This is a genomic window from Pseudomonas aylmerensis, from assembly GCF_001702265.1.
Taxonomy (GTDB): Bacteria; Pseudomonadota; Gammaproteobacteria; order Pseudomonadales; family Pseudomonadaceae; genus Aquipseudomonas; species Aquipseudomonas aylmerensis.
Genome location: NZ_MAUE01000002.1, coordinates 278,724 through 295,013 on the forward strand (window position 1 = coordinate 278,724; position 16,290 = coordinate 295,013).

A 16,290-nucleotide genomic window follows, 5' to 3' on the forward strand; every position below is an offset into this window, starting at 1 on the left:
GTAAATACCTCGGGCGCACCATGTTGGGGCGCCTGCTTGTATGCACATGTCTATCGTCGACACTCCATCAGTCTTATCCCCTCCGATGTTTCTGTTTAGCGCCCGCGCCCCTATAATGGCTGCCTTTTTCGCCCAATGATTTTGCGGAGCTGGTGATGGCCGAACGTAAGGCGTCCGTCGAGCGCGACACTCTGGAAACCCAGATCAAAGCCTCGATCAACCTGGATGGCACCGGAAAGGCCCGATTTGATATCGGTGTACCTTTTCTTGAGCACATGCTGGACCAGATCGCCCGTCACGGGCTGATCGACCTGGATATCGTCAGCAAGGGCGACCTGCATATCGACGACCACCATACGGTGGAAGACGTAGGCATCACCCTGGGCCAGGCATTTGCCAAGGCCATCGGCGACAAGAAAGGCATCCGTCGCTACGGCCACGCCTATGTCCCGCTGGACGAAGCGTTGTCGCGCGTGGTCATCGACTTCTCCGGCCGCCCTGGCCTGCAGATGCATGTGCCCTATACCCGCGCCACCGTAGGCGGGTTTGACGTTGACCTGTTCCAGGAATTCTTCCAGGGCTTCGTCAACCACGCACTGGTCAGCCTGCACATCGACAACCTGCGCGGCACCAACACCCACCACCAGATCGAAACCGTGTTCAAGGCCTTCGGCCGCGCGCTGCGCATGGCTGTCGAGCTTGATGAGCGCATGGCCGGGCAAATGCCATCGACCAAGGGCGTCCTGTAATGCAGACGGTCGCGGTTATCGATTACGGCATGGGTAACCTGCACTCGGTGGCCAAGGCCCTCGAGCACGTCGGTGCCGGCAAGGTGCTGATCACCAGCGATGCCAACGTGATTCGCGAAGCCGATCGCGTGGTGTTCCCGGGCGTCGGCGCGATTCGCGATTGCATGGCCGAGATCCGTCGCCTGGGCTTTGACAGCCTGGTGCGCGAAGTCAGCCAGGATCGCCCGTTCCTCGGCATCTGCGTGGGCATGCAAGCCTTGCTCGACAGCAGTGAAGAGAACGACGGCGTCGACTGCATCGGCCTGTTCCCAGGCCAGGTGAAGTTCTTCGGCAAAGACCTGTATGAAGACGGCGAACACCTGAAGGTCCCGCACATGGGCTGGAACGAAGTGCGTCGCACCGTCGACCACCCGTTGTGGCACGAAATCCCTGACATGGCGCGTTTCTACTTCGTGCACAGCTACTACATCGCCGCCGGTAATCCGCGCCAGGTGGTGGGTGGCGGGCATTATGGCGTCGACTTCGCCGCCGCGCTGGCCGAGGGCTCGCGGTTTGCCGTGCAGTTCCACCCGGAGAAGAGCCATACCCATGGCCTGCAGTTGCTGCAGAACTTCGCCGCCTGGGACGGTCGCTGGTAAATGGCCAAGAAGCCGAAGCTGCCGGTGCTCAACCTCACGCCTGAGCAGGAGGGTGAGGCGATCCTCAAGATCAAGCGCTTCATGGAAGATCGTTTCGAGCTCAAGCTGGGCTCGTTCGAGGTCGCCGAGATCCTTGAGTTGTTCACCACCGAAGTGGCTCCGCACTATTACAACAGGGCGATTTTCGACACGCAGACGCTCCTTAAAGAAAGGTTCGAAAGCATCGAAAGCGACCTGTGGTCGCTTGAAAAGAGCAGCTGAGAGCGTCAGGCGCCAAGCTGCAAGAATTGATACGCGTGCTTGCTTGCAGCTTATAGCTCGCAACTCGCAACTCTTTTGACGAAGGAAAAAGCATGCTGATTATCCCCGCTATCGATCTCAAGGACGGCGCTTGTGTACGCCTGCGCCAGGGCCGCATGGAAGACTCCACCGTGTTCTCCGATGACCCGGTGAGCATGGCTGCCAAATGGGTGGAAGGTGGCTGCCGTCGTCTGCATCTGGTGGACTTGAACGGCGCCTTCGAAGGCCAGCCCGTCAATGGCGAAGTAGTGACCGCGATCGCCAAGCGCTACCCGAACCTGCCGATCCAGATCGGCGGCGGTATCCGCTCCCTGGAAACCATCGAGCACTACGTCAAGGCGGGCGTGAGCTACGTGATCATCGGCACCAAGGCCGTGAAGGATCCGGCGTTCGTCGCCGAAGCTTGCCGCGCGTTCCCGGGCAAGGTAATCGTGGGCCTGGACGCCAAGGACGGTTTCGTCGCCACCGACGGCTGGGCTGAAATCAGCACCGTGCAGGTGATCGACCTGGCCAAGCAGTTCGAAGCCGACGGCGTGTCTGCCATCGTTTATACCGACATCGCCAAAGACGGCATGATGCAGGGCTGCAACGTGCCGTTTACCGCGGCACTGGCGGCGGCCACCAAGATCCCGGTGATCGCCTCTGGCGGTATTCACAACCTGGGCGATATCAAGTCGCTGCTGGACGCCAAGGCTCCCGGGATCATCGGCGCCATCACCGGCCGCGCGATCTACGAAGGTACCCTGGACGTCGCCGAAGCCCAGGCTTACTGCGATGCCTACGCGAACAGCTCCAAGTCGTAAGCTGAAAGCTGCAAGTCAAAGCACACCTGCTCCAGCTTGCCGCTTGTAGCTTGAAGCTTCTTAATCGGAGATTAAGTCAATGGCTTTAGCCAGACGCATCATCCCTTGCCTGGACGTCGACAACGGTCGCGTGGTCAAGGGCGTCAAGTTCGAGAACATCCGTGATGCCGGCGACCCGGTGGAAATCGCGCGTCGCTATGACGAGCAAGGTGCCGACGAGATTACCTTCCTCGACATCACCGCCAGCGTCGACGGCCGCGACACCACGCTGCATACCGTCGAGCGCATGGCCAGCCAGGTGTTCATCCCGCTGACCGTGGGCGGCGGCGTGCGCACCGTGCAAGACATCCGCAACCTGCTCAATGCCGGCGCGGACAAGGTCTCGATCAACACCGCTGCGGTGTTCAACCCGGAGTTCGTCGGCGAAGCCGCGCAGCACTTCGGCTCGCAGTGCATCGTGGTCGCCATTGATGCGAAGAAAGTCTCCGCCCCGGGCGAAACCCCGCGCTGGGAGATCTTCACTCACGGCGGTCGCAAGCCGACCGGCCTGGACGCGGTGGAGTGGGCGATGAAGATGGAAGGCCTGGGCGCCGGTGAAATCCTGCTGACCAGCATGGACCAGGACGGCATGAAAAATGGCTTCGACCTGGGCGTGACGCGCGCCATCAGCGACGCGCTGGGCATTCCGGTGATCGCTTCCGGCGGCGTCGGCAACCTGCAGCACCTGGCTGACGGCGTGATCGAAGGCCACGCCAGCGCGGTGCTGGCGGCGAGTATTTTCCACTTTGGCGAATACACCGTTCCCGAGGCCAAGGCCTACATGGCAGCGCGCGGTATCGTCGTTCGCTAAACGTTGCTGGACACCATGGCGGGCGCGCGGCACTCTCTGCGCTTGCCATGGATTCCGGTAGCCTTCATGTTCAAGACCCTGCTGCTCGCCCTCGCCAGTACTTCCCTTTTGTTGGCAGGTTCGGCCCACGCCGAAGAACCGTCTGACGCCGCCCTGGTGTTGCTGACGGAAAACTTCCCGCCCTACAACATGGCCAAGAACGGCAAGAACTTCGCCAAGGAAGAAAACATCGAAGGCATCGCCGTGGACATCGTCCGCGAGACCTTCAAGCGCGCCGGCATTTCCTACAACCTCACGCTGCGTTTCCCTTGGGAGCGAATCTACAAACTCGCCCTGGAAAAGCCTGGCTACGGCGTATTCGTGATGGCGCGACTGCCGGACCGCGAAGCGCTGTTCAAGTGGGTCGGCCCGATCGGTCCGGATGATTGGGTGATGCTGGCCAAGGCTGACAGCAAGATCCAACTGACCGACCTGGAGCACGCGCGCCGCTACAAGATCGGCGCCTACAAGGGCGATGCGATCGCCGAGACGCTTGAGAAACAGGGGCTCAACCCGCTGGTGGTACTGCGCGACCAGGACAACGCGCAAAAGCTCATGGATGGCCAGATCGACCTCTGGGCCACCGGTGATCCTGCCGGGCGTTACCTGGCGCGTCAGGTCGGTGTGACCGGGCTCAAGACCGTACTGCGGTTCAACAGTGCGCAGCTTTACCTTGCGTTGAACAAGGAGGTCCCTGACGAACTGGTGGCCAGGCTGCAGGCCGCGCTGGACCAGTTGCGTAAAGACGGCGTCGTCGACCAGATCATGGCGAACTATCTTTAACTGGCGAGCACTTCTATGGAGCAGGCAATCCAGTCTCCCACCGACTGCGCTACACAATCAGCGGCCTAAACACGCCCAAAAAATGTGGGAGCGGGCTTGCCCGCGAAAGCGCCAGGTCAGTCACTGAAGCTACTGAATGATGCCCCGCCATCGCTGGCAAGCCAGCCCCCACAGATTACGCTACCCAATCAGCGGCCTAAACACGCCCAAAAAATGTGGGAGCGGGCTTGCCCGCGAAAGCGCCAGGTCAGTCACTGAAGCTACTGACTGATGCCCCGCCATCGCTGGCAAACCAGGCTCCCACAAATTGCGCTACACAATCAGCGGCCTAAACACGCCCAAAAATGTGGGAGCGGGCTTGCCCGCGAAAGCGCCAGGTCAGTCACTGAAGCTGCTGACTGATGCCCCGCCATCGCTGGCAAGCCAGCTCCTAAAATGAATCGTCAGCGATAAATACCATTCTTGCCGTGCCCGGCCATCGCCTGGTTGCCGCGCACGCTGATCATCAGCTTGATATCAATCCAGTCGACCCCCTGGGCCTTGAGCTTGGGTAGCTCGCGCTCCAGCACCGCCAGGGTCTGTGGATAAGGGTGGCCGATCATCACCGCCGAACCCTGTTTGTGCGCCAGCTTGATCGCGGTTTGCAGTTGCGTGGTGATTGCTGCTTCGGTGCGTTCATCGTCGAGGAACACGTCTCGCGAGACATGCGCCAGGCCGATCTTCTGCGCCTCGGCGGCGGCGACGGTTTGTGCGCTGGTGCGGCTGTCGACGAAGAATTTGTTGCGCCGCTGCAGCTCGGCCATCAACCAGGCCATGGCGACCGGCTGGGCGGTCATGCGGCTGCCCATGTGGTTGTTGATACCGGCGGTGTAGGGCACGGCCTTGAAGGCGGCGTCCAGGCGCTTGCCGAGTTCTTCGATGGGCAGCTCGGGGTGCCAGGCGAACGGGCCGGTGGCCGGGTCCATGGGCATGTGCAGGATCACGATCTTGCCAGCCTTGTGCGCTTCGCGGGCGAATTCGGCGGCGTGGGGCGTGTCGGGCATGACCGCGGTGGTGACCGGCCCCGGCAGGGCCAGCACGCGACGATCCCGGGTCAGGTTTTGCCCGAGGTCGTCGATGATGAGGGTCAGGTAGGCTTTGTGGGGCTCGCTGGCGGGGGCCGCGTGAGCGACTCCCGCCAGGCTGCACAGCACAGCGAGGATCAGGGCAAAGCGCATATCAACGGCTGCGTGTGATGCTCAGGCCCTTGAGCAGGCTCAGCGCCTGGGCCAACTGGTAATCGTCGTCCTGCGGCATCGGCTTGGCTTTGGTGCCGCTGCCGGTTGGCTGGTCGGCGCCGCCGTTGCCATTGCCCAGGTGACCTTGCAGGTCAGCCTCTTTGTAGTACTCGCTGTCGATCTCGTTGGTGATCTTGGCCTTGCGCACTTCGATGTCGGGCACGATGCCCTGGGCCTGGATCGAACGACCATTCGGCGTGTAGTACAGCGCGGTGGTGATTTTCAGCGCGCGGTCATTGTTCAGCGGCAGCACGGTTTGCACCGAGCCTTTGCCGAAGCTGGTGGTGCCCATCAGCACGCCGCGCTTCTGGTCCTGCAGGGCGCCGGCGACGATTTCCGATGCCGAGGCGCTGCCGCCGTTGATCAGCACGGCCAGTGGCACGTTTTCGCTGAGGTCGTTGCCGGTCGCCGAGAAGCGCAACTCGGAGTTGGCGATACGGCCCTTGGTGTAGACGATCAGGCCTTTGGTGATGAAATGGTCGACCACTTCCACCGCCGACTGCAGCACGCCGCCGGGGTTGTTGCGCAGGTCGAGCACGATACCGCTGAGTTTCTTGCCGTTGTCCTTGCGCAGCTTGGCCAGGGCCTTGGCCACTTCGTCGCCGGTCTTGACCTGGAACTGGGTGATACGGATGTAGCCGTAGCCCGACTCCAGCAGCTGGCTCTTCACGCTCTTGACCACGATGGTGGCGCGGGTCAGGGTCACGTCGAACGGGTTGCCGCCGTCGCGCACCAGGGTCAGGGTGATTTTCTGGCCGATCTTGCCGCGCATCTTGTCGACGGCTTCGGTCATGGTCTGGCCGCGGGTCGGCTGGCCGTTGATCTTGACGATAAAGTCGCCGGCCTGGATGCCGGCCTTGGACGCCGGGGTGTCATCGATTGGCGAGACGACCTTGATATTGCCGTCTTCGGAGCCGACTTCAATGCCCAGGCCGCCGAATTCACCGCTGGTGCTTTCCTGCAGCTCGGCGAAATCTTCCGGGCCCAGGTAAGCGGAGTGCGGGTCGAGGTTGCTGAGCATGCCCTTGATGGCATTTTCCAGCAGGGTCTTGTCGTCTACGGGTTCGACATAAGCGGCCTTGATCCGGTCCATGACCTCGGCAAAGGTGCGCAATTCGTCCAGCGGCAACGGTGCCTTGGTGGTCGCGGCCGAGGCGGCGGGTGCAGCCGGGGCAGCCTGGTCGGCGAAAGCCAGGGGCGCGCCGATCACCAGGGCGATCGTCAGGGCCAGCGAAGTGAGGCGGGACAAATGCAGCATGTCGAACGAACTCCTAATGTAGATGCGACCCTTATCCTTGGGTTCTGCACCATTGTGCAGGGTCGCTCGGGCGGCCCTGCTGACGAATAGCGAAGTACAACGCCGGGGTGTCCTGGCCACCACTGTTACCCACAGTGGAGATGGATTCACCGGCTTTTACAACATCACCTGCCGACTTGAGTAAAGTCTGATTGTGGCCGTAAAGGCTCAAATAGCCATTACCGTGGTCAAGAATCACCAGCAAACCGGCGCCCCGCAGCCAATCGGCGAACACTACGCGCCCACCGTGAACGGCATGCACCTGGCTGCCGGCGGAGGCGCTGATCATCACCCCATCCCACTTGGCGCGGGTGTCATCGCCACGGGTTTCACCGAAGCGTGCCAGTAATCGACCATCAACTGGCCATGGAAGTTTGCCGCGAGCTGAAGCAAAAGGCCCACCGAACGACTCACCGGCGCTGGAAACCAGCGGCCCGGGCGCTGCATGTGCCGGTTTACGCGGCGCGGGAGCGTCCGAGGTGGCAGCCAGTTCGGCCTCACGCTGACGCTTTTTTTCGGCTTCCTGCTGGGCGATCAACGCCTTTTGCCGCGCTTCTTCGGCCTCGCGTGCCTGGCGCGCCAGGGTTTCTTCGATAGTCTTGAGGACTTTGGCCAGGTCGGCCTGGTCTTGCTCGCGGGCCTGCAGCTTGGCGTCACGGGCCTTCACGTCGTCATTGAGCTTGGCCAGGGCCAGCTGGCGTTCCTTGCGGACCTTGTCGAGTTCGTCGCGCTGGGTGTCGAGGGCGCTTTTCTGGTCCTGCAACTGCGACTGCTGGTTGGCGATCTCCTGTTCGACATTGACCAATTGGCGCAGGGTCTCGTTGAAGCTTTTCAACTGCTCCAGGCGGGCCTTGCTCAGGTAGTCGTAGTAGGTCAGGGTGCGCGCGAATTTTTCCGGATTCTGCTGGTTGAGCAGCAGCTTGAGGTATTCCTGGCGGCCGCTCTGATAGGCGGCGCGGGCCTGGATCGCGATCAGGCGTTGCTGTTCAACGCGTGCGCTCTGGAGTTTTTTTTTCTCAGCGTCGAGTCGCTCCAGTTCCGACTCGCTCTTCTTTAGTTCTTTTTGCAGCTCCTGGACCTGCTTCTCCAGCTTGCCCATCTCGGTTTCCGTGCCGCGCAGGTCTTTCTGTACCCCGGATTTTTCTTCCTGGAGCTTGCCGAGCAGCTTTTTCAGCTCGGTAATGTCCTGACGCGTAGCGTCCAACTGTTGTTGGGTTTGTGCGCGCTCATCGGCAAATGCCGGTTGGAGCAGGCAGACAAGAGCAAGGGTAATCAAGGCGCGAAGCATAGAGGCGGGCGACACCAGGGAAAGGGACGGCCTAGTATGCCCGCCAAGCGCCGCAAAAAAAACGCCCAATTCGGGCTGGAAGGCAAGATAGGTGCCGAGTGGCGCCGGTATGGCAAAACGATATCTTTGAAAACTCTGCAAAACCAATGTGGGAGCGGGCTTGCCCGCGATGACGGTGGGTCAGCCATATAAATGTCTGCTGATCTACCGCTATCGCGGGCAAGCCCGCTCCCACACTGTTTTGGGGTGTATCCGAAACTTAAACCAGGATCGAAGTGCCGGTCATCTCTTTCGGTTTCTCCAGCCCCATTAGCTTCAGCATGGTCGGCGCCACGTCCGCCAGCACGCCGCCTTCGCGCACTTTCAGGTCGCGCTTGCCGACGTAGATGAACGGCACTGGCTCGGTGGTGTGGGCAGTGTGGGCTTGCCCTGTGGATTCATCGGACATCTGCTCGCAGTTGCCGTGGTCGGCAGTGATCAGCGCTTCGCCGCCGACTTTCTCCAGCGCGTCAACGATGCGGCCGACGCACAGGTCCAGGCATTCCACCGCCTTGGTGGCAGCTTCGAGGTTGCCGCTGTGGCCGACCATGTCGCCGTTGGCGTAGTTGACCACGATCACGTCATAACGCTGGTTGTCGATGGCGTCGACGATTTTGTCGGTGACTTCAGGCGCGCTCATTTCCGGCTGCAAGTCGTAGGTGGCGACCTTTGGCGACGGGATCAGGATGCGCTCTTCGCCCGGGAACGGCTCTTCGCGCCCGCCGGAGAAGAAGAAGGTCACGTGGGCATACTTCTCGGTTTCGGCGATCCGCAGCTGGGTCTTGCCGTTTTTCGCCAGGTAGTCGCCCAGCACGTTTTCCAGGCTGCCCGGGGCGAAAGCCGAGGGGGCCGGGATGTTGGCGGCGTATTGGGTGAGCATCACGAACTCGACTTTCGGCTGGCGCGCGCGTTCGAAGTCCTTGAAACCGGCGTCGACGAAGACGTGGCTCAGCTCACGGGCACGGTCGGCGCGAAAGTTCATGAACACCACGGCGTCGCCGTTTTCGACTTTCACCGGCTCGCCGATGGTGGTGGCCTTGACGAATTCATCGCTCTCGCCACGCGCGTAGGCGGCTTCCAGGCCTTCCTGGGCGGTGGCGGCGTTGAATTCGGCCTGGCCGTCGACGATCAGGTTGTAGGCCTGTGCCACGCGGTCCCAGCGGTTGTCGCGGTCCATGGCGAAGTAGCGGCCGACCAGGCTGGCGATGCGGCCCTTGCCCAGGGCGGCGAAGGTGGCGTCGAGCAGCTCGATGGAGGATTGCGCGCTTTTAGGCGGAGTGTCGCGGCCGTCCAGGAAGGCGTGCAGGTAGATTTTGTCGGCGCCACGCTTGAAGGCCAGCTCGGCCATCGCGATCAGGTGGTCCTGGTGGCTGTGGACGCCGCCGTCCGAGAGCAGGCCCATGAAGTGCACGGCCTTGCCGGCCGCGACGGCTTTATCGACTGCTGCGCAGATGGTCGGGTTCTCGAAGAAGTCGCCATCGCGGATCGATTTGGTCACGCGGGTGAAGTCCTGGTAGACCACTCGTCCGGCGCCGAGATTCATGTGGCCGACTTCCGAGTTGCCCATCTGGCCATCCGGCAGGCCCACGTCCATGCCGGAACCGGAGATCAGGCCGTTGGGAACGGTGGCGACCAGGCGGTCGAGCACGGGCTTCCTGGCCGCGTATACGGCGTTGTCGTGGTGGCTTTCACTGTGTCCAAAGCCATCGAGAATTATCAGGACCAAAGGTTTAGGCGTAGTAGTCATAGATCCTCTCGCGGCGTTAATAAAGGAAGACAATTGAAAAGGGAGTGGCAGTTTAAAGCGAAGTTCCGACCACGTCACCGCTTTACGGGGGTTGGCCCCCCTTGGCGGCTGTGTATACTTACCGCCATTTTAACGCCCTGGAACCTCCTTGATGGTTGATCACCTGATTGCATTTGCCACTGCCCACTACCTGCTCGCGGGTGCCTTCGTCATCCTGCTGGCGCTGCTGATCGCTCATGAATTGAGCCGCGGTGGCCGCAGCCTGAGCACGTCGGAGCTGACCGCGCTGGTCAACAAGGATGAGGCCGTTGTCGTGGATATCCGTGCGGCCAAGGAATTTGCCGCCGGTCATATCGTTGGCGCCCTGAACATTCCGCAGGACAAGCTGATCGCGCGCCTGGCCGAGCTGGAAAAATACAAGGCCAAGACCATCATCCTGGTCGACGCCCAAGGCCAGCACGCCGGCACCCACGCCCGCGAGATGCTCAAGAGCGGTTTTACCGCCGCCAAACTGTCCGGCGGTATCGGCAGCTGGAAGGCCGATAACCTGCCGCTGGTGAAGTGATATGAGCCAGGTTGTCGTGTATTCCAGCGATTGGTGCCCTTACTGCATGCGGGCCAAGGCCTTGCTGGAGAAAAAGGGTGTTGCCTTCGAAGAGATCAAGGTCGACGGTAAACCCCAGGTGCGCGCCGAAATGGCCCAGAAGGCGGGGCGCACGTCCGTGCCGCAGATCTGGATCGGCGCCAAACATGTCGGTGGATGCGATGACCTGTTCGCCCTGGAGCGCGCGGGTAAACTCGATGCGCTGCTGCTCGTCTGACTCCCAACCCCTAAAAGACCCCAAGATCAAGGATCTGAGATGACTGACCAACAGAACACCGAAGCAGCAGAAGCTCAAGGCCCACAATTCTCGTTGCAGCGTATCTATGTGCGCGACCTGTCGTTCGAAGCGCCGAAAAGCCCGGCGATCTTCCGTCAGGAATGGACCCCAAGCGTTGCGCTGGACCTGAACACTCGCCAAAAGGCACTGGAAGGCGACTTCCACGAAGTCGTGCTGACCCTGTCGGTGACCGTCAAGAACGGCGAAGAAGTGGCCTTCATCGCTGAAGTGCAACAGGCTGGCATCTTCCTGATCCAGGGTCTGGACGAAGCGTCCATGAGCCACACCCTGGGCGCGTTCTGCCCGAACATCCTGTTCCCGTATGCCCGTGAGACCCTGGACAGCCTGGTCACCCGTGGCTCGTTCCCGGCACTGATGCTGGCGCCGGTGAACTTCGATGCCCTGTACGCCCAAGAGCTGCAGCGCATGCAACAGGAAGGCTCGCCAACGGTTCAGTAAGCTGTTCTGAGCAACGACGCCGATCCAATGTGGGAGCGGGCTTGTGTGAGAGCCGGTTTTCTGTGGGAGCTGGCTTGCCTGCGATAGCGTCACCACGGTGTTTTTGAGACACCGAGGTGCCTGCATCGCGGGCAAGCCCGGCTCCCACAGAAGCCCGGTTGCCACACAAGCCCCTCCCACATTTTGTTTTGGGTGTTACTTGAACCCCAGTTGCCGCCAGCCTTCGTAAACCGCGACGGCCACGGTGTTGGACAGGTTCAGGCTGCGGCAGCCCTCGCGCATCGGCAAACGCAGGCGATGGCCGTCGGGCAGGGCGTCGAGCACCTCGGCCGGCAGGCCCCGGCTTTCCGGGCCGAACAGGAAGGCGTCGCCTTCGGCAAAGCTGGCGTCATGGAACGGCCGCGAACCCTTGGTGGTGAACGCGAACAGGCGTGGCTGGCCCAGGCTTTCCAGGCAGCTGGCCAGGTCGGCGTGGCGCTGCAGGGTGGCATACTCGTGGTAGTCCAGGCCGGCGCGGCGCAGGCGCTTGTCGTCCATGTCGAAGCCCAGCGGCTCGATCAAATGCAGGTGGCAGCCACTGTTGGCGCACAGCCTGATAACGTTGCCGGTATTCGGCGGAATTTCTGGTTGAAAAAGGATGACGTGAAACATGCACGGCTCCGAAGGCAAAGATGCGCTGCATTCTACCCCTGAAGAAGACCCCAGGCCGAAGCTATTCCCGAAGGTCATGGGCTCGTTGGCGATTGTTGGCCTGATGATCGGCCTGATGATCGGCCGCCTGACCACCCCTGACCCGGTCCAATTGCAGCAGGTCGAGACAGTGGCCGACGGCGTGGTGGTGTGGTTCAACAGCGAACCCAAGCTGCACGGCGAGTTGGTTGATGGCACCGTGGCGCTGCTGTTTGATGCGCAAGGCAAGGCGGCCGGTGGGCAACTCAAGGTCAACGATAAGGATGTGAACTGGCGCGTGCGCAAGACCGATGGCGGCTTGCTGCTGAACCTGGTGGCGGCTCGGCCATTGCGCGGGGAGTGGAAAGGGGAGAAGGCCGATGGCCGCTGGCGGCTGGAGATCCATCTCCAAGAGCAATAAAAGAGGGAATCCCCGGCCTGCCTGTACCAAGGTCCCCAAAACGGGCTGGGGCTATGGGCGCTGTGCCACATAAGCCCCGGGTGTAAAGAAGGGAGTTCCCGGCCTGCCTGTACCAGGGCTCCCAAAACGGGGTGAAGCCATATCGGCTTCGGTGTTAAAGAGGGAATCCCCGGCCTGCCTGTACCGAGGTTCCCCAAAGCGGTGTGGAGCGCGACGCGATTCGCATCAAGCACCCCGGGTGTAAAGAGGGGATTCTCGGCCTGCCTGTACCAAGGTCCCCGAAACTGGGTAGTACAAGGGTTATTGCAGGGCGCGTGCCAGAGTTTGCAATGTGTGCCAAAAAAAATTGCCAGAAAGCGCAAAGCCCCGGAATACGGGGCTTTGGTGTTTTTGCGATTTGGTTTTTTCTTAATCAGGTGGCTGTTTTGCGCTTGGGATACGTGCCCGATGCCGGTTCATGGTGCATTGAAGCGGTGCACGGTCGTTAGTCTGGTACAAAACAAATGTGGGAGCTGGCTTGCCCGCGATGGCGCTGTGTCAGTCGATACATCCAGTGACTGACACAGCGCCATCGCGGGCAAGCCCGGCTCCCACATTAGATCTTCAGTGGATCAGGGATGAGTGATCAGGCCTCATCACCTTCGTCATCATCCCCGCCATCGACCTTCATCCCCAACTCCTTGATCTTGCGCGTCAGGGTGTTGCGGCCCCAGCCCAGCAGCACGGCGGCGTCGCGGCGGCGGCCGGCGGTGTGTTTCAGGGCGGTTTCGATCATGATCCGCTCGAAGGCCGGCACGGCGCTGTCCAGCAGGTTCGACTGGCCGCGAGCCAGGGCCTGGTCGGCCCATTGGCGCAGCGCCTGTTCCCAGTTGGTCACCGGCGCCGAGTCCTGTGGCAGGCTCAACAGCTCCGGCGGCAGGTCGCTGATGTGCACTTCGCGCCCGGAAGCCATCACCGTGATCCAGCGGCAGGTGTTCTCCAGCTGGCGCACGTTGCCTGGCCACGGCAGGTTCTTCAGGTATTCCTCGGTCTCGCTCTTGAGCAGCTTCGGCTCGACAGCCAGCTCCTGGGCGGCGCGGCTGAGGAAATGGCGGGCGAGGGTCGGGATGTCTTCACGACGGTCCGACATCCGCGGAATATGGATGCGGATCACGTTGAGGCGGTGGAACAAGTCCTCACGGAATTTGCCCGCGTGCACCAGGGTTTCCAGGTTCTGGTGCGTCGCGGCGATGATACGCACGTCGACCTTGACCGGCGTGTGCCCGCCGACGCGGTAGAACTCACCGTCTGCCAATACACGCAGCAGGCGGGTCTGGGTGTCGGCCGGCATGTCGCCGATTTCGTCGAGGAACAACGTGCCGCCGTCGGCCTGTTCAAAGCGCCCGCGACGCAGGTTGGCTGCGCCGGTGAAGGCACCTTTTTCATGGCCGAACAGCTCGGACTCCATCAGGTCCTTGGGGATCGCCGCCATGTTCAAGGCAATGAACGGCGATGCGGCCCGTGGGCTGTGACGGTGCAGGGCATGGGCCACCAGCTCTTTACCAGTACCCGACTCGCCGTTGATCAGCACGGTGATGTTGGAGTGGCTCAAACGCCCGATGGCGCGAAATACTTCCTGCATCGCCGGCGCTTCGCCGATGATTTCCGGGGTGCGGGTCAGGGCGGGTGGCGCTTCCTGGTTCTGCTGTTCCTGGGCGTGCTGGTTGGCGCGCTTGACCAGCGCCACCGCCTCGTCCACATCGAACGGCTTGGGCAGGTATTCAAAAGCACCGCCCTGATAGGACGCGACAGCGCTGTCCAGGTCCGAGTGCGCGGTCATGATGATCACTGGCAGGCGCGGGTGCTGCTCGCGGATCCGTGCCAGCAGGTCCAGGCCACTGGCGCCGGGCATGCGGATGTCGGAGATGATCACATCCGGCTGCTGGCGAGCCAGGCGACTCATCACCCCGTCGGCGCTGTCGAAGCTCTGGGTGGTCATGCCTTCCTGTTGCAAGGCTTTCTCGAGGACCCAGCGGATAGAACGGTCGTCATCGACGATCCAGACAGTTTCACTACGGCTCATGTCGATGGGGCTCCTTGTTCCAGAGGCAGAAAGATCGAGAACGTGGTGTGGCCAGGATGGCTTTCACATTCGATCAGACCCTGGTGCTGGCTGATGATGTTCTGGGTGATGGCCAGGCCCAACCCGGTACCGTCCGGACGGCCGCTGACCATGGGAAAGAAAATGGTTTCCTGCAGTTCCGCAGGAATGCCCGGGCCGTTGTCGATGATCTCGACCTTGGTCACCAGGCGATGGCGCACGTGGCCAATGGTGAATTGGCGCAGGGCACGGGTGCGCAGGCTGATGCGGCCCAGGCGCAGTTCATTCTGGCTGCTGATGGCCTGCATGGCGTTGCGCACGATATTGAGCACCGCCTGGATCATCTGCTCGCGGTCGATCAAGACGTCGGGAATGCTCGGGTCGTAGTCGCGCACCAAGGTGATGCAGCCCTGGCTTTCGGCTTCGACCAGTTGGCAGACACGTTCCAGCACCTCGTGCACGTTGGTCATCGCCAGCGACGGCAGCTTGTTGGAGCCGAGCATGCGGTCCACCAGGTTCCGCAGGCGGTCGGCTTCCTCGATGATGACGTTGGTGTAGTCCTTGAGGTTCTCGTCCGGCAGCTCACGGGCCAACAGCTGCGCCGCGCCGCGAATCCCGCCGAGGGGGTTCTTGATCTCGTGGGCCAGGCCGCGCACCAGCATCTTGCTGGTTTCCTGCTTGGACAACTGCGCTTCCTCCTTGGTAATGCGCAGCAGGCGATCGCGGGGGTGGACTTCGAGCAGCAGCAGGGTGGCGCCGTTGCTCAGGATCGGGGTCACGGCGTAGTCGACGGTCAGCGTCTGGCCGGTCAGGGCCGTGAGCATCGCCTCGCGCTTGGTAAACGGGTGTGCCTGCTCCACCGCCTGGCGCAACGAGCTCAAGGCTTCGGCCGATTCGGTGAACAGCTCGCTGATGAACTGCCCATGGCTGCGCTGGCCGCTGATGGCCAGGAGCATCTCCGCCGCCGGGTTCATGTACTCAAGGCGCAGATCGTCATTGAGCAGAATGGTCGCGGTGGTCAGGTTGTCGAGTAGCAAACGGTGCAGTGCATCGCTGATGGTCATCAGGACCTCTTTTGGAGCATGGCGCGGGCTTGAGGCACACGCTGATACAAGGAAAATGCAAAAACCAAACCAAGGCTCCGAAAAGAAGCGTTAAAGCCCTGAAATAGGGGTTTTAGGCGCGAAACTGTGGCGTTCTGCCAGCTTGATCGGGAAGAATCGAACCAAAATGGGCTGGACAGGTGGGTAGGGTGCAGCCTATCGCACCAATATAGTGCGGTTTTGTGAAGGTTGTTCAGGAAGTGAGGGGATGACTTGAAAGGTTGCGCGCATGGAGGCGCTGGCTTGCCTGCGCTATCGCAGGCAAGCCAGCTCTCACAGTTTTGATGGGGTTGCAGCTTTTAGCCTTTGTTGATGCACAGCTCGGCGGTGGCGCGGATCATTGCCAGTTGGCGCAGCGGATCATTGAGTGGCTCGTGCACGGCTGAGGCGAGCCATTGCGGGCACTGCGCGTCGGTGCGCTGCGGGGTGAAGTCGGCGAGTTGCTGCAGCAGGCGTTTTTGCAGTTCATCCAGTTTCGGGCGGATCTGCTTGACCAGGTCCGGTCGCGGATCGTCCGGCGCCTTGCCCTGGAACTGCCAGTCGGACAGATGGGTGTATTGCACCAGTTTGTTCGCTTCGATCTGCGCCGAGAAAAACTGCTCGGCCGCGGCGGGCGCCAGCTTGTAGGTTGGCGCCTGGGCGATGACGCTGGCGATCACTTCTTGCTCGCGCTTCTTGTCTTCCACGGGCTTTTTGCTGTCCCACTTGCTCAGCGCGACCTGATCGGCAATCTCCAGGCGTTCGGCGATGCTGTTGAGCAAAGGCTCCAGGGTCGGTGGGGCGGCGAGTGCATTGGCGCTGATAAATAATAGGACAGAGGCAAGTCGAAGCTTCAAAGGCGATCTCCTGTGGGAGCGGGCTTGCCCG

The 16,290-nt window shown here is 61.6% G+C and carries 18 protein-coding genes; 10 read left to right on the top strand and 8 right to left on the bottom strand.

Annotation, left to right across the window (positions count from 1 at the left end; all coding sequences use genetic code 11):
- Positions 1–155 precede the first annotated feature (155 nt).
- The 6 genes from hisB to BBG20_RS02070 all read left to right on the top strand — a co-directional run bounded on the left by hisB (position 156) and on the right by BBG20_RS02070 (position 4,162).
- A complete protein-coding gene (gene hisB, locus BBG20_RS02045; RefSeq protein ID WP_017849940.1) occupies positions 156–749 on the top strand; it encodes an imidazoleglycerol-phosphate dehydratase HisB in 594 nt (197 codons plus the stop codon).
- Complete coding sequence (gene hisH, locus BBG20_RS02050; RefSeq protein ID WP_065899790.1) at positions 749–1,387, top strand: imidazole glycerol phosphate synthase subunit HisH; 639 nt, start codon at positions 749–751, stop codon at positions 1,385–1,387. The genes hisB and hisH overlap by 1 nt, the downstream gene beginning before the upstream one ends.
- The gene (locus BBG20_RS02055; RefSeq protein WP_065899797.1) at positions 1,388–1,648 is read left to right on the top strand and encodes a DUF2164 domain-containing protein; all 261 of its coding nucleotides are present in this window, start codon (positions 1,388–1,390) and stop codon (positions 1,646–1,648) included.
- Between the two features lie 92 nt (positions 1,649–1,740).
- A complete protein-coding gene (gene hisA, locus BBG20_RS02060; RefSeq protein ID WP_065899799.1) occupies positions 1,741–2,490 on the top strand; it encodes a 1-(5-phosphoribosyl)-5-[(5-phosphoribosylamino)methylideneamino]imidazole-4-carboxamide isomerase in 750 nt (249 codons plus the stop codon).
- Between the two features lie 79 nt (positions 2,491–2,569).
- The gene (gene hisF / locus BBG20_RS02065) at positions 2,570–3,340 is read left to right on the top strand and encodes an imidazole glycerol phosphate synthase subunit HisF (protein WP_065899801.1); all 771 of its coding nucleotides are present in this window, start codon (positions 2,570–2,572) and stop codon (positions 3,338–3,340) included.
- A 66-nt stretch (positions 3,341–3,406) separates the two neighbouring features.
- Positions 3,407–4,162 (top strand): substrate-binding periplasmic protein, encoded by a 756-nt coding sequence (locus tag BBG20_RS02070; protein ID WP_065899803.1) that lies wholly within the window; start codon positions 3,407–3,409, stop codon positions 4,160–4,162.
- Between the two features lie 443 nt (positions 4,163–4,605).
- Here the strand turns inward: BBG20_RS02070 and BBG20_RS02075 are convergent, their stop codons facing one another.
- The 4 genes from BBG20_RS02075 to gpmI all read right to left on the bottom strand — a co-directional run bounded on the left by BBG20_RS02075 (position 4,606) and on the right by gpmI (position 9,810).
- Positions 4,606–5,379, bottom strand: a complete 774-nt coding sequence (locus BBG20_RS02075) for a divergent polysaccharide deacetylase family protein (RefSeq protein ID WP_065899805.1) — start codon at positions 5,377–5,379, stop codon at positions 4,606–4,608.
- A gap of 1 nt (position 5,380) precedes the next feature.
- Complete coding sequence (locus BBG20_RS02080; protein WP_065899807.1) at positions 5,381–6,697, bottom strand: S41 family peptidase; 1,317 nt, start codon at positions 6,695–6,697, stop codon at positions 5,381–5,383.
- Positions 6,698–6,728: 31 nt separating this feature from the next.
- Positions 6,729–8,024: a murein hydrolase activator EnvC family protein gene (locus BBG20_RS02085; protein ID WP_065899809.1), complete on the bottom strand. Its 1,296-nt coding sequence runs from the start codon at positions 8,022–8,024 to the stop codon at positions 6,729–6,731.
- 259 nt (positions 8,025–8,283) lie between these two features.
- Positions 8,284–9,810: a 2,3-bisphosphoglycerate-independent phosphoglycerate mutase gene (gene gpmI, locus BBG20_RS02090; protein WP_065899811.1), complete on the bottom strand. Its 1,527-nt coding sequence runs from the start codon at positions 9,808–9,810 to the stop codon at positions 8,284–8,286.
- Positions 9,811–9,961: 151 nt separating this feature from the next.
- On the opposite strand from gpmI, the gene BBG20_RS02095 reads away from it, so the two are divergent.
- From BBG20_RS02095 to secB, 3 genes are read left to right on the top strand one after another with little or no spacing between them, the layout of a single operon-like run.
- Positions 9,962–10,375: a rhodanese-like domain-containing protein gene (locus BBG20_RS02095; protein ID WP_065899812.1), complete on the top strand. Its 414-nt coding sequence runs from the start codon at positions 9,962–9,964 to the stop codon at positions 10,373–10,375.
- 1 nt (position 10,376) lies between these two features.
- Entirely contained in the window at positions 10,377–10,631 is a 255-nt protein-coding gene (gene grxC, locus BBG20_RS02100; RefSeq protein ID WP_065899814.1) for a glutaredoxin 3, read from the top strand.
- 39 nt (positions 10,632–10,670) lie between these two features.
- The gene (gene secB, locus BBG20_RS02105; RefSeq protein ID WP_065899817.1) at positions 10,671–11,150 is read left to right on the top strand and encodes a protein-export chaperone SecB; all 480 of its coding nucleotides are present in this window, start codon (positions 10,671–10,673) and stop codon (positions 11,148–11,150) included.
- A gap of 195 nt (positions 11,151–11,345) precedes the next feature.
- Here secB and BBG20_RS02110 read toward each other — a convergent pair whose 3' ends face one another.
- Positions 11,346–11,801, bottom strand: coding sequence for a tRNA (cytidine(34)-2'-O)-methyltransferase (locus tag BBG20_RS02110; RefSeq protein ID WP_058413147.1), 456 nt, complete (start codon positions 11,799–11,801; stop codon positions 11,346–11,348).
- On the opposite strand from BBG20_RS02110, the gene BBG20_RS02115 reads away from it, so the two are divergent.
- The gene (locus BBG20_RS02115; protein WP_065899819.1) at positions 11,800–12,240 is read left to right on the top strand and encodes a hypothetical protein; all 441 of its coding nucleotides are present in this window, start codon (positions 11,800–11,802) and stop codon (positions 12,238–12,240) included. The two genes, BBG20_RS02110 and BBG20_RS02115, sit on opposite strands and share 2 nt — an antisense overlap.
- Before the next feature lie 625 nt (positions 12,241–12,865).
- Here BBG20_RS02115 and ntrC read toward each other — a convergent pair.
- The 3 genes from ntrC to BBG20_RS02130 form a co-directional block, all read right to left on the bottom strand.
- Positions 12,866–14,302 (bottom strand): nitrogen regulation protein NR(I), encoded by a 1,437-nt coding sequence (ntrC, locus tag BBG20_RS02120; RefSeq protein WP_008435682.1) that lies wholly within the window; start codon positions 14,300–14,302, stop codon positions 12,866–12,868.
- Entirely contained in the window at positions 14,299–15,384 is a 1,086-nt protein-coding gene (gene glnL / locus BBG20_RS02125; protein WP_016979130.1) for a nitrogen regulation protein NR(II), read from the bottom strand. The genes ntrC and glnL overlap by 4 nt, the downstream gene beginning before the upstream one ends.
- 338 nt (positions 15,385–15,722) lie before the next feature.
- Positions 15,723–16,259, bottom strand: coding sequence for a chorismate mutase (locus BBG20_RS02130; RefSeq protein WP_065899821.1), 537 nt, complete (start codon positions 16,257–16,259; stop codon positions 15,723–15,725).
- Positions 16,260–16,290: the final 31 nt, after the last annotated feature.